This window comes from Variovorax sp. LG9.2 (assembly GCF_035018885.1).
In the GTDB taxonomy this organism is placed as follows: Bacteria; Pseudomonadota; Gammaproteobacteria; order Burkholderiales; family Burkholderiaceae_C; genus Variovorax.
Genome location: NZ_JASJXB010000031.1, coordinates 1 through 12,484, shown reverse-complemented (window position 1 = coordinate 12,484; position 12,484 = coordinate 1). Strand labels below are relative to the sequence as shown.

The 12,484-nt window shown below is 64.4% G+C and carries 15 protein-coding genes; 10 read left to right on the top strand and 5 right to left on the bottom strand.

Going from position 1 to position 12,484, the window contains the following annotated elements; all coding sequences use genetic code 11:
• Positions 1–85 precede the first annotated feature (85 nt).
• The 4 genes from QN413_RS22425 (at position 86) to QN413_RS22410 (ending at position 4,777) form a co-directional block, all read left to right on the top strand.
• On the top strand, positions 86–1,036 hold the full coding sequence (locus QN413_RS22425; RefSeq protein ID WP_323498806.1) for an NAD(P)-dependent oxidoreductase: 951 nt from the start codon (positions 86–88) through the stop codon (positions 1,034–1,036).
• Positions 1,029–1,820: an SDR family oxidoreductase gene (locus tag QN413_RS22420; protein ID WP_323498805.1), complete on the top strand. Its 792-nt coding sequence runs from the start codon at positions 1,029–1,031 to the stop codon at positions 1,818–1,820. Before QN413_RS22425 ends, QN413_RS22420 begins: the two co-directional genes overlap by 8 nt.
• A gap of 65 nt (positions 1,821–1,885) precedes the next feature.
• Positions 1,886–2,905 carry a TRAP transporter substrate-binding protein gene (locus tag QN413_RS22415; RefSeq protein WP_323498804.1) on the top strand — a complete coding sequence of 340 codons (1,020 nt, stop codon included), beginning with the start codon at positions 1,886–1,888 and terminating at the stop codon, positions 2,903–2,905.
• 9 nt (positions 2,906–2,914) lie between these two features.
• The gene (locus QN413_RS22410) at positions 2,915–4,777 is read left to right on the top strand and encodes a TRAP transporter large permease subunit (protein WP_323498803.1); all 1,863 of its coding nucleotides are present in this window, start codon (positions 2,915–2,917) and stop codon (positions 4,775–4,777) included.
• Between the two features lie 14 nt (positions 4,778–4,791).
• Here QN413_RS22410 and QN413_RS22405 read toward each other — a convergent pair whose 3' ends face one another.
• Positions 4,792–5,238: a hypothetical protein gene (locus tag QN413_RS22405; RefSeq protein WP_187051220.1), complete on the bottom strand. Its 447-nt coding sequence runs from the start codon at positions 5,236–5,238 to the stop codon at positions 4,792–4,794.
• 84 nt (positions 5,239–5,322) lie between these two features.
• Here QN413_RS22405 and QN413_RS22400 point away from each other — a divergent pair, with 84 nt between their 5' ends.
• The 3 genes from QN413_RS22400 to QN413_RS22390 are packed head-to-tail and all read left to right on the top strand — an operon-like array spanning position 5,323 to position 8,124.
• On the top strand, positions 5,323–6,525 hold the full coding sequence (locus QN413_RS22400; protein WP_323498802.1) for a YncE family protein: 1,203 nt from the start codon (positions 5,323–5,325) through the stop codon (positions 6,523–6,525).
• Complete coding sequence (locus QN413_RS22395; RefSeq protein WP_323498801.1) at positions 6,525–6,746, top strand: hypothetical protein; 222 nt, start codon at positions 6,525–6,527, stop codon at positions 6,744–6,746. Before QN413_RS22400 ends, QN413_RS22395 begins: the two co-directional genes overlap by 1 nt.
• Positions 6,747–6,786: 40 nt before the next feature.
• The gene (locus QN413_RS22390) at positions 6,787–8,124 is read left to right on the top strand and encodes an MFS transporter (protein WP_323498800.1); all 1,338 of its coding nucleotides are present in this window, start codon (positions 6,787–6,789) and stop codon (positions 8,122–8,124) included.
• Positions 8,125–8,133: 9 nt separating this feature from the next.
• On the opposite strand, the gene QN413_RS22385 is transcribed toward QN413_RS22390, so the two are convergent.
• The 3 genes from QN413_RS22385 to QN413_RS22375 are packed head-to-tail and all read right to left on the bottom strand — an operon-like array spanning position 8,134 to position 10,237.
• Positions 8,134–9,036, bottom strand: coding sequence for a DUF808 domain-containing protein (locus QN413_RS22385; RefSeq protein WP_323498799.1), 903 nt, complete (start codon positions 9,034–9,036; stop codon positions 8,134–8,136).
• An 8-nt stretch (positions 9,037–9,044) separates the two neighbouring features.
• The gene (locus QN413_RS22380) at positions 9,045–9,707 is read right to left on the bottom strand and encodes a PepSY-associated TM helix domain-containing protein (protein WP_323498798.1); all 663 of its coding nucleotides are present in this window, start codon (positions 9,705–9,707) and stop codon (positions 9,045–9,047) included.
• The gene (locus QN413_RS22375; RefSeq protein WP_323498797.1) at positions 9,707–10,237 is read right to left on the bottom strand and encodes a GNAT family N-acetyltransferase; all 531 of its coding nucleotides are present in this window, start codon (positions 10,235–10,237) and stop codon (positions 9,707–9,709) included. The genes QN413_RS22380 and QN413_RS22375 overlap by 1 nt, the downstream gene beginning before the upstream one ends.
• An 84-nt stretch (positions 10,238–10,321) precedes the next feature.
• Between QN413_RS22375 and QN413_RS22370 the strand changes: the two genes are divergently transcribed.
• From QN413_RS22370 to QN413_RS22360, 3 genes are read left to right on the top strand one after another with little or no spacing between them, the layout of a single operon-like run.
• On the top strand, positions 10,322–10,471 hold the full coding sequence (locus QN413_RS22370) for a hypothetical protein (RefSeq protein ID WP_187051213.1): 150 nt from the start codon (positions 10,322–10,324) through the stop codon (positions 10,469–10,471).
• Positions 10,468–10,794, top strand: coding sequence for a VF530 family DNA-binding protein (locus QN413_RS22365; RefSeq protein WP_416352224.1), 327 nt, complete (start codon positions 10,468–10,470; stop codon positions 10,792–10,794). Before QN413_RS22370 ends, QN413_RS22365 begins: the two co-directional genes overlap by 4 nt.
• A gap of 10 nt (positions 10,795–10,804) precedes the next feature.
• Entirely contained in the window at positions 10,805–11,095 is a 291-nt protein-coding gene (locus tag QN413_RS22360) for a 2Fe-2S iron-sulfur cluster-binding protein (RefSeq protein ID WP_323498796.1), read from the top strand.
• Positions 11,096–11,108: 13 nt separating this feature from the next.
• On the opposite strand, the gene QN413_RS22355 is transcribed toward QN413_RS22360, so the two are convergent.
• A complete protein-coding gene (locus QN413_RS22355) occupies positions 11,109–12,425 on the bottom strand; it encodes an MFS transporter (protein ID WP_323498794.1) in 1,317 nt (438 codons plus the stop codon).
• Between the last annotated feature and the right edge of the window lie 59 nt (positions 12,426–12,484).

Below are 12,484 nucleotides of genomic sequence, written 5' to 3'. Positions count from 1 at the left end.
ACAGGCAGTGCTTGGCCCCGAAAGGGAGGGGAAACCCGCAAGGCGACGCGGGTAATATCCGACCCCTCGAACCTTCGGCAGCCACATGCAATCTCCACTCAAAGTCGGTGTCATCGGTGTCGGTGCCATGGGCTTGGCGATGGCGACCAACCTGCATGGCAAAGGGTACGCAGTGCAAGCGCGTGACGTTGCCGACACGGCGATAGATGCTGCTGCCGCTGCCGGCATCGGCACCTGCAAATCGCCACGCGAACTTGCCGACTGGGCCGACCTGCTGGTCGTGGTCGTCGTCAACGCGAAGCAGATCGAAGAGGTGCTCTTCGGCGTCGACGGTGTCGTGAAATGCAGCCGCGGCGACAGTCACATCGATCGCGACAACGGCAACGGGAACGCACCGGTCGTGATGCTCTGTTCCACCGTATCTCCAATCGACAGCGCACAGTTCGGACACCGCCTCGCCGCCGTTGGCATCGCGACGCTCGACGCACCGATCTCCGGTGGCCCGGTGCGCGCAGCCAACGGCACGATGACCCTCATGCTGGCTGGCGACCAGCGCATCGTCAAGCGGCTCGACGGCGTACTGAACGACCTCGCATCGAAGGTCTTTTTCATTAGCGAAACGATCGGCGATGGCGCGAAGACCAAGCTGGTCAACAACATGCTCGCCGGCATCAACCTCACCGCGGGTGCCGAGGCATTGGCGCTGGGTCATCGGCTGGGGCTCGACCGCCAGCAGCTGTTCGACGTCATCTGCGCATCGAGCGGGGCCTCGTGGATTTTCGAAGACCGCATGGCGCGTGCCTTGCGCGACGACTATGCGCCGCGCGCACAGGCGCACATCCTGACCAAAGACGTCGGCCTCGCGGTCGACATGGCGGCAGGCGCAAGCATCGAGACGCCGCTGGGCGCTGCTGCATTGCAGATCTTCAAGGCGACGATCGCGGCCGGTTTGTCAGACGAAGACGACGCGGCCGTTATCAAGACGATAGACCCGGACTTCAACCGCGCAAAACAACGAGAGACGTCGCATGACTGAAGCCTCAGCATCTGCCGTCGAAGCGCGACCCGTCGCGGTTGTCACCGGGGCTGCCAGCGGCATCGGCGCTGCGACGATGGCTTTGTTGGTCAGCCGCGGCTGGCGCGTCGCGGGCATCGACATTGACGGCGCGACATTGAAGTCGACCGTTGATCGCATCAACGGCAAAACACCATCCGGCACCGACGTCTCCTCGATCGCGAGTGCCTTCGTCGCCGACGTTGCAGACGAGGCCGCCGTCGTCTCCGCCTTCAAGGAAATCGAATCGGCTTTCGGCACGATCCATGGCCTTGTCACCAGCGCGGGCATGGCCGACACGACGCCGTTCATGGATCTGACCGTCGACATCTTTCGCCGTGCCCACGACGTCAACGTCATCGGCACCTGGCTTTGCATGCGCGAAGCCGCGTTGCGCATGAAGCCGGGCGGTCGCATCTGCACTGTAGCCAGCGTGGCGGGCATTCGCGGCGGCGGCCTGTCGGGCACGGCAGCGTATGCAGCCTCCAAAGGGGCGGTGCTGGCGCTGACAAAGAACGCAGCACGCGCGCTGGGCGAACGCGGCATCAGCGTGAACACGGTCGCTCCCGGGGCAACAGAGACACCGATGATCGCGGCGCCGCTCGCCATCCCCGGCAACCGCCAGCGCCTCGAATCGATGAGCGTGCAGCAGCGCATCGCGAGCCCTGAGCAGATCGCCAACGCCATCGCGTTTTTGATCTCGCCCGAATCGTCGATCGTCACCGGCTCCACGCTGGTGGCCGACGGCGGCTTGCTGATGTATTGAGTGTCGAGTCCGCTTCAAGTGCCATCGTTTTTCACAAACCCATCAACAAAACCAGGAGACAAGCCATGACCATTTCCCGCCGTAAGTTTGTACAAGGGACCGCCGCAGCCAGCGGAATTGCGCTCGCCGCCACCCATCAAATCGCGAGCGCGCAGACCGCCGAGTTCCAGATGAAGTGGGCCAGCAACATCCCCGTCACGCACCCGACCAACGTGCGCGTGAAAGAAGCGCTCGACCTCATCCGCAAGGACACCAACGGCAAGGTCGACATCCAGTTGTTTCCCAACAACCAACTGGGCGGCGACACCGACATGCTTTCGCAGGTGCGCTCGGGTGCCATCGACTTCTTTCCGCTGTCGGGCCTGATCCTGCAGACTCTGGTGCCGGTGGCCGGCATCAACGGCGTGGCCTTCGCCTTCAAGGACTACGCCACCGTGTGGGCCGCGATGGACGGCGACCTCGGCGCGCATGTGCGTGCAGCCATCACCAAGGCCAACCTGTATGTCTTCGACAAGCCGCTGGACAACGGCTACCGCGACATCACCAGCTCGACGCGCCCTATCGTCGTGCCTGAAGACTTGAAAGGCTTCAAGATCCGCGTGCCTGTGAGCCCGCTGTGGACCTCGCTGTTCAAGGCTTTCGGTGCATCGCCGACCAGCATCAACTTCGCCGAGGTTTATTCCGCCCTGCAGACCAAGGTGGTCGAAGGACAGGAGAACCCGCTGGCCATCATCGAGATCGCCAAGCTGTACGAAGTGCAGAAGTATTGCTCGATGACCAACCACATGTGGGACGGCCAGTGGATTTTGTCCAATACCAAGAAGTGGGCCGCGCTGCCAGCCGACATCCAGGCCATCATCACCAAGCACATCACCGAGAAGGTTGTGGCACAGCGCGACGATCTGCGCCGGCTCAACAACAACGTCGAGGTCACGCTGAAGGCCAAGGGCATGACCTTCAACACGCCCGACGTCGAACCGTTCCGCGCAACGCTGAGCAAGGCCGGCTTCTACAAAGAGTGGAAGGGCAAGTTCGGCGACGAGGCCTGGGGCAAGCTCGAAAAATACGCCGGCAAGCTCGTCTGAAGTCGTTCCATGCACCTTGAAGACGAGGCAGGCGCGGCCCCGGTCGCGCTGCGCCGCTTTCCTCGACTGGACCGGGGACTCGCGCTCCTGACGGAAATTCCGGCGGCGGCGCTGGTCGTGCTCGAAGTGGTCATCCTGCTGGCGGGCGTGATATCGCGCTATGTGTTCAACCAGCCGCTCACCTGGTCGGACGAACTGGCATCGATCCTGTTCCTGTGGCTGGCGATGCTGGGTGCGGTGATCGCACTGCGGCGCGGCGAGCACATGCGCCTCAGCACTTTTGTCGGACGCATGTCCCCCGCGGTTCGACCGTGGGTCGAGTCGCTGGCCTTGATGCTGGTCATCGTCTTTCTCGTCATGTTCCTGCCGGCTGCGCTCGAGCACATGGAACAGCAGTGGCCGGTGGTCACGCCAGCGCTCGAAATCCCGGACGGCATGCGCGTCGCGGCTATTGCCTGCGGCGCTGTGCTGATGCTGCTGATCGCGATCATCAAGCTGATCGAAAAATGCACATGGCGGCAGGTCGCGCTGGTGGTCGGCACCACGCTCGTGGTCGCGCTGGTGTTGTGGCTCGCAAAGCCGCTGTTCAGGCAACTGGGCAACCTGAACCTCGTGATCTTTTTCGTGATCGGCGTCGGCGCAGCCGTGGTCATGGGAACGCCGATCGCGTTCGCCTTTGGCGCGGGCACGGTGAGCTATCTGGCGCTGGCGACCAACACGCCGATGTCGATCGTCGCCGGGCGCATCGACGAGGGCATGTCGTCGCTCATTCTTCTCTCCGTGCCACTGTTCGTCTTTCTCGGCGCGCTGATCGAAATGACCGGGCTGGCGCGCGCGATGATTGAATTTTTGTCGTCGCTGCTCGGGCATGTTCGCGGCGGACTGCAATACGTGTTGCTCGGCGCGATGTATCTGGTTTCGGGCATCTCCGGCTCCAAGGCGGCCGACATGGCGGCGGTCGCACCGGCCCTCTTCCCCGAAATGAAGAAGAGAGGCAGCAAGGACGGCGACCTCATCGCGCTGCTCTCGGCCTCGGGCGCCATGTCGGAGACCATACCGCCGAGTCTCGTGCTCATCACCATCGGGTCGGTGACTGGCGTTTCGATTGCTGCGCTGTTCACGGGCGGCCTGTTGCCTGCGCTGGTCGGCATGCTGGCCCTTTGCGTGGTGGTCGCGTGGCAGACGCGCGGCGAGGACATGCGCGGCGTGCAGCGCGCCAGCAGGCGACAGATCGGCCGTGCGCTGCTGATCGCACTCCCGGCCCTCGCATTGCCTTTCGTGATCCGTACGGTAGTGGTCGAAGGCGTCGCCACGGCCACCGAGGTGTCGACCGTCGGCGTGGTCTACACGCTGCTCGCCGGCCTGTTGATCTACCGCCAGTTCGACTGGCGGCGCGTCTATCCGATGCTGGTCGAAACGGCTTCGCTGTCCGGCGCGATCCTGCTCATCATCGGCTGCGCAACCGCGATGGCCTGGGCGCTGACGCAATCGGGCTTCTCGCACCAGCTGGTGGATGCGATGCAGAGCATGCCGGGCGGCAAAGCCGGCTTCATGGCGGCGTCGGTCGTAGCCTTTGTCATTCTGGGCAGCGTTCTCGAAGGCATTCCTGCCATCGTGCTGTTCGGGCCGCTGCTGTTTCCGGCGGCGCGTGCGCTCGGCGTGAACGAAGTGCACTACGCGATGGTGGTGGTGTTCGCGATGGGCCTCGGGCTGTTCGCGCCGCCTTTCGGCGTCGGTTTCTACGCTGCCTGCGCCATCGGTCGCGTGGCACCCGACGAGGCGTTCAACCGCGTGTGGCCGCACCTTGCGGCGCTGCTGGTGGCGCTGATCGTCATCGCCGCGGTGCCCTGGATTTCGATCGGCTTCCTCTGAGCTTTCTGTAGCGTTCAGCCACCGGACGCGAGTTCCCGGCAGCGCTTCAGATTGCTATCGAAGCGCGGCGCAAGCCGCGGTTCGCACACGTCGCCGTTCGGAATGAGCCGGCACAGCCCGACCACCAGGAAGTCAGACACCGCTTCGGTACATGTCGCATAGCGAGTGAGCGCCGGGTTGTCCGTCGACTTGAAGCCCCACTGCTGCGAGAAGTCGAGCATGCGACCCATCGCGTCTTCGAAATAGTCGCGGTCGCGCTCGGACACGGCGCCTTCCATCTTGGGCAGCTCTTCATTCAAAAAGCCCATGGCTGCGCGTGGAAATTCGGCGGACGCTGCAGAACTCGACGGAGGCAACGGCTGGGCCCAGGCGAGCGGCGCAACCGAAGCGGCGAGCCAGAGCGCCGAGGCGGACAGCAGCCGCGGGAACACAAGGCGGACGGTCGATGATTTGATTCGCATGACGACGGATTTTGCTACGAGCACTCGCTACCATGCGCAACCGGCGCTCGACGCCGGATCAACGAAAAACATTGGAGACAAACCATGACATCTCTCACCCGGGTTCGCGCGGCCGCTGCGCTCGCAACCATGGCCGCACTCGCGACGCTGGCTGGCTGTACCGGCATGTCCACCACCACGCCGCAGCGACAACTCATGCTCGTCGCCAACGACGAAAAGCAGTCGTGGAACGATGCCGGCGCCGCGATCCTCGGCGCACCGGGCCGCGACACCGTGCAGGTGCTCGACATCGGCACCGACCCGCTGGCACCCATGTCACTGGTCTCGCTGCAGCTCGACAACACCGTGGTCGGCCCGCCCACCAACCTGGCGATCAACCCGACCGAGACGCTGGCGCTCATCGCCAACTCCGTCAACGTGGTGGAAGAGAACGGCGTCAAGAAGCAGGTGCCCGACAATCGCCTCTTCGTCATCGACCTGACGACGAACCCGCCCAAGCTCATCGACACGCTCGCCATCGGCAAGCAGCCTTCGGGGCTGACGATCAATCGCGCCGGCACGCTCGCACTGGTCGCCAACCGCGCCGACAACTCGGTGAGCGTGCTGCGCATCGCGGGCAAGCAGGTGACGCTGATCGACACCGTCGCGATGGGCGATTCGGTCGCGCACGTGCGCTTCACGCCCGATGGCCGGCGCGCGCTGGCGGCCAAGTTTCCAAGCCACAAGATCGCGCTGCTCGATGTCGCGGGTGAAAAGGTCAGCTACAACAAGGTCGACCTCGCGGCCGGTCTGTGGCCGTACAACGTCGACGTGACGCCTGACGGCAAGATCGCACTCACTGCGGACAACGGCAACTCCGGCGCGTCCGACGGCCAGATAGACACGGTGAGCGTGATCGACATGGAAGCCCAACCACCGCGCGTGATCGACAAGGTGGTGGTCGGCGATGGCCCCGAGGGGCTTGCCATCAGCCCGACCGGCCGGCACGCGGTGGCGGTGATCCTGCGCGGCAGCAATGCATCGAAGAGCGCATATTTCTACAACCGCAACGGTTCGGTCGTGCTGCTCAAGATCGACGGCAAGAAGGTGACGCGCGGCAACGAGGTCGAAGTCCGCGGCCTGCCCGAGGCGGCCGTGTGGAGCGCAGACGGCAAGTACCTCTACGTCGGCAACTTCATCGATCAGGACATCAGCATCTTGCGCATGGACGGCGACACGCTGGTACCGACGGGCAGGTCGTTCGCACTGCAGGGCCATCCGGCCGCGATGAGGAGCAAGACCAACTGATGGCACGAAACAAGGCCGCGGAGCGCGCGCCGCGGATGGTCGAGCGCGGCATTTTGTGCGTGCTGATCGGGGCTGCGGTGCTGCTGGCGCCGCGCTTTTTGCCGCCGTCGAATCTCATGAATACCGTGGCCGGCGCTTCGGTGGTCGGCTGGTTCGCGGTTGTGCTGGGCGCGACACTCATCGTGGTTGACCTGATATCGCGCAGCCGACATCGCAAGTAAGCTCCCGTTCTCCAAAAATCAGTCCAACAGGAGACATCCGATGGAAAAAACCCTCCCAATATCGAAGCAACCGGCGCAACCGGCGCAGCCGGCGGGGCTCGCTTCAGCGAGCGAAGAATCCACGTACCACAAGGTCACGGTCCGCCTCGTCCCGTTTCTTTTTCTTTGCTACGTGGCGGCGTATCTCGACCGGGTGAATGTCGGCTTTGCCAAGCTCGGCATGTTGGCCGACCTGCAGTTCAGCGAGACGGTCTACGGCCTCGGCGCCGGCATATTCTTCATCGGCTATTTCATCTTCGAGATACCGAGCAATCTCATCCTGCATCGCGTCGGTGCCCGCATGTGGATCGCACGCATCATGATTTCGTGGGGCGTCATTTCGTCCGCGATGATGTTCGTGCAGACGCCCACGCAGTTCTACATCGCGCGCTTTTTGCTGGGCGTATCGGAAGCAGGCTTCTTCCCCGGCATCATTCTTTATCTCACCTACTGGTACCCGGCAGCGCGGCGCGGCCAGATCATCTCGATGTTCATGACGGCAGTGGCCGTCGCGGGCGTCATCGGCAGCCCGCTCTCTGGCTGGATCCTGCAGACCATGGGCGGCGTGAGCGGCCTTGCGGCCTGGCAGTGGCTCTTCTTGCTCGAAGGCATCCCGTCGGTGCTGATCGGCATCTGGGTCATCTTCTATCTCGACGACTCGATCGAGAAGAGCAAATGGCTCGACGCTGGTGAAAAGGCCATGCTGGCGCGTAACGTCGCAGCCGACAACATCGGCAAGGTCGCCACGTCGGCCGCCGAAGGGTTGAAGAATCCGAAGATCTGGCTCATGGCGCTGATCTACTTTTCGTTCGTGATGGGCCTCTACGGCGTCAGCTTCTGGCTGCCCAGCATCATCAAGGCGATGGGCGTGAAGAGTGCGCTCGACATCGGTTTGCTGACGGCCATCCCATGGATTGCCGGGGCTGTCTGCATGGTGCTGGTCGGACGTCGGTCTGACCGCACCGGCGAGCGCCGCTGGCACATCATCGTGCCGGCGTTCCTGGGCTGCATCGGCTTCATCCTGAGCGTGCAGTTGGCGTCGAACACCGTGCTTGCCATGGCATCGCTGACGCTGGCCACGGCCGGCATCCTGGCGACGCTGCCGCTGTTCTGGAGCTTGCCCACCGCCCTGCTCGGCGGCACGGCGGCAGCAGCGGGCATCGCGCTCATCAACTCCTTCGGCAACCTGGCGGGCTTTGTCAGCCCTTACATGATCGGCTGGATCAAGGACATGACGAAGAGCACCGACAACGGCATGTACATGCTGGCCGGCGCAATGCTGATCGGTGGTTTGCTGGTTTGGTTTGGCGTGTCCGCGCGCGAGGTCGAAAGAAAATAGCCCGGGCTTTCAGCCCTTGCGTCGAACCCGCTTGAAGAGTTCGACGCCCGCCAGCACGATGGCGCCAGCAACGAGGCCGATGCCGGCGTTCACCAGCATCGAGCCGATCGTGCCCAGCACGCCCGCAGTGGCAGCCCAGGCCTCGACCGCATGGCCGAACGCCGGTACGCCGTGCACCAAAATGCCGCCGCCGACCAAAAACATCGCGACGGTACCTGCGACGGACAAGGCCTTCATGAGCCACGGCGCTGCGACCAGAATGCCGCGTCCCAGGGCCTGCGCACCGGAACCCGGGCGCTGCGTCAGGTAAAGCCCCGCATCGTCGAGCTTGACGATGCCGGCGACCAGGCCGTACACGCCGATGGTCATGATCAGCGCGATGCCCACGAGCACCGTCAACTGCGTGACGAAAGGCTGACCCTGCACCGTGCCGAGAGTGATCGCGATGATTTCTGCAGACAGGATGAAGTCGGTGCGAACGGCGCCCTTGATCTTGTCTTTCTCCACCGCCACGACATCGACGGACGTGTCCGCGACGGCCTTCTCGTGGCGCGATGTGTCGGCAGCGTGTTCGTCCTTGTGCAGGAACTTGTGGGCGAGCTTTTCGCAGCCCTCGAAGCACAGGAAAGCCCCGCCCACCATCAGCAGCGGCGTGACCAGCCATGGCAACCAGGTGCCGATCGCCAATGCCGCCGGCACCAGGATCGCCTTGTTGATTAACGAGCCCTTGCACACGGCCCACACCACCGGCAATTCGCGATCGGCCTTCACGCCGGACACCTGCTGCGCATTGAGCGCGAGGTCATCGCCCAGCACGCCAGCCGTTTTTTTGGCGGCGACTTTGGTCAGTAGCGAAACGTCGTCGAGCACCGATGCGATGTCGTCGATCAGCAGGAAAAGACTGGTGGCCATGGCGCGCCTTAAAAGCTGCTCAATGCAATGCCGGCCACCGCTGCCAACGACGCGCCGAAGATGGTCAGTCCGAGAGCCCGTCGGCGCGTGGTCAGAACCCACAGCGTGACGCCCGAGAGCGACAAGAAGATCAGGCTGCCAGCCAGCGTGTCGATCAGCAGAATCCATGCGATCGGCATGCCGCTGCCCTTGTGCATGCTGGTCAACGTCGCGACGATGCCATTGCGCGTGGTGTTGATGCCGATCGACCGATTGCCCTGCCAATAGTCGGCCTGAGTGGTCTCGTTCGGGCCGCCAAAATTGAAGACCCAGTGCGCGGGCTGAGTCAGCGCGGGTGCCGACTTGTCGCTCTTGTCGGCCCACGGCACCGGGCGAGCGTCCTCGATGCGGCTGGAGCTGGGCGGCCCGTCGGTGCGCAGCGCGGTCACGAGCCAGGCGCTCATTGCCTCGGGCGTGTCGGGCACCGGATCGGGAAGCGCCAATTGCGCACGTGAGCGCTCCTGCGCCTGCGGCAGCTTCAGCACGTTGCGGTGATTCAGGAAGATGCCGCTGAACCCCATCAACAGGCCCAGCACGGCACCCCACAGGCCGAACCAGCCATGCGTTCGACGAATCCAGCGAACGACGTCGGCCCGGCGCTGGTGGTCTGCAGCAGCGGCGGTGGCGGCCATCAGACGACCGGGCGCTTCAACCGAATTTCTTCGATCTTTACCGCGCCGAGCGCGGTGGTCTTGAGCGTTTTCATCTCGCGCTTGAAGCCGGCGAGTTCGTGGAAGCGCATTGCACGTTCGTTGCGGACCGGCACCCATATCGTGACGACCGTGCAGCCCTCTTCTTCCAGGCCGTCGCGGGCCGCATCCCACAGCATGACGCCAACGCCTTCGTCCCAATGGCCGGGCTTGACGTAGATCGACCAGATCTCACCGGTGGTCGAAGGCGTCTTGGCGTCGCGTGAGCGGTCGTAGCCGACGAAGCCGACGATTTCTTCGCCATCGTCGGTCGTGCTCACCGCGACCTGCACTTGCGGCTCGCTGAACTCGATGGCTTCACGCCACTTGGCTTCGCGTGTGGTGGGCGCCAGGGCGCGCAACTGGTCTTCCGGCAGGATGCCTTCGTAGGCGGCCTTGGCGGACAGGGCATGGACTTCGGCGATGGCTTTGGCATCGGCCATGACGGCGGGACGAACTTCGTAATCGGACATGGATCGGGGCAGTGACTGGTAGACCCGCTATTGTCGCCGCGCCGCTAAACTCCTCAGTCGCATCCGCATTACCAGGAGAGTCAGATGGCTAAAAGTCAGCAGCGCAGCAGCAAGGAAACCAAGAAACCGAAGAAGGACACCTCGCCTCCCAAGCCACCGGCAGTGGGCGGCGAACCCGTGCGCGCAACCGTCACCACCGCGGTGATTCCGCGCGGCAAGCTCAAGAACAAGTGACCGACGAGGCGGCACCGCCGGAGTCGCTGCCTGCGGAAGCGGCGGTGCCCGTCAAGAAGTCAGCGCAGCCGCACAACCCGCTGCACGGGTTGACGCTCGAGGCCATCGTGACCGCACTGGCCGACTACTACGGCTGGGAAAGCTTGGGGCAGCAGGTTCCAGTGCGTTGCTTCACCGTCGACCCGAGCGTCGGGTCGAGTCTCAAGTTTCTGCGCAAGACACCGTGGGCGCGCGACAAGGTCGAAAGCCTCTATCTCTTCATGTTGCGCGACCAGAAGCGCGAGCAAAAGCTCGAGCAGGAGCGCTCCCGGCCGCCCGGCTGAGGCTTGCTAGATGAAGGTGCGCATCGAGCCTGACGGGTTCGGCTTCGACGCCGATGGCGAGTCGACGCTGCTTCAGTCGGCCGATGCGGCCGGCATCGAGTTGCCGAGTTCATGCCGCAACGGCACCTGCCGGACCTGCATCTGCAAACTGCTGGCGGGCCGGGTGCGCTACCGGATCGAATGGCCTGGCGTCAGTGTCGAAGAAAAAGCCGAGGGCTGGATCTTGCCTTGCGTGGCGGAGCCGCTGAGCGACGTCAGCCTCGACGTGCCGTTTGCGGTGCTGGCCGTTTCGCCTCGCTGAATCGCTGCCCTGTTCAGTTCTTCGGCTCGACTTCTTCCGGCACGACCGGCGAGGCGTTTGTCGACGCGATGCGGTCGCGCTGCGCCAGCGACGGGAACAACCGGAACCACGTCAGCGCCACGAGCACCGTACCGACGCCGCCCGCCACCACCGAACCGACCGGCCCGAGCAGGGCAGCAGTTGCCCCCGACTCGAACTCGCCGAGCTGATTGCTGGCGCCGATGAAGATCGAATTGACCGCACTCACGCGGCCGCGCATGGCATCTGGCGTATCGAGTTGGACCAGCGTCTGGCGGATCACGACATTGACCATGTCGGCGCCGCCCGAAACGGCCAGCGCGATCAGCGACACGACGAAGCTCTTCGAGATGCCGAACACGATCATGCAGATGCCGAAGAGCCCGACCACCAGCAGCAACGTGCGCCCGACATGCCGCTCGATCGGCCGGCGCGTGAGCATGATCGACATCACCAGCGCACCCACCGCCGGCGCGCCGCGCAGTAGCCCGAGGCCCCACGGGCCGGTGTGCAGGATGTCGCGCGCGTAGATGGGCAGCAGTGCCACGGCACCGCCCAGCAGCACCGCGAACAGGTCGAGCGACACGGCACCGAGCACGCTCTTGCGCTTCCAGATGAAGTCGACGCCCGCCAGGACCGTGGCAACCGTGGTCGGTTCGCGCGGCGCCGGCGTGTAGGCATAGCGCAGCCGCACGACCAGCAAGCAGCCGACGACGAAGCAAAGCACGCTGGCGCCATAGACAGCGCCGACGCCGAGGATGAACAGCAGACCGCCAAGCGCAGGCCCGCCGATGATCGCGCCCTGCATGCCGGCCGAGCTGAAGGCCATCGCACGCGACAGCATCGTCGGTGGCACCAAAAGCGGCGTGAGCGCCTGCTGTGCCGGCATCTGGAACGCACGCACGGCGCCGAGCACCAGCGACAGGCCCAACAGCAACCCACGTGAATCGTGATGCGACTGATGCGCCGTCAACAGCGCCAGCGCCACCAGCCCCTGCACGGCGAAGCATGCCGCCACGATGCGCCCGCGGTGATGCCGGTCGACCACGTGGCCCGCGTAGAGCGCCAGTACCAGCGCCGGCACGAATTGATAGAGCCCGACCAGGCCCAAGTCCCAGGCGCTGGCGGTGAGGTCGTACATGTGCCAGCCGATGGCGACCAGCAGCATCTGCGACGCCGCCGTACCGAAAAGTCGCGCGACCCACATGCGCATGAACGGGCGCTGGCGCGTGAGATCGGAAAAACCGGGAGGAGAAGTCGCTGCCAAGCCTTGCGCAGGGGCGGAAGCAGGGGCGGAAGCGGTACCGGGCATGACAGCCGAGGATAGCCGAGGCGATTGAGGCTGGCGTGAGGCGGGCGGGCATGCGGGTG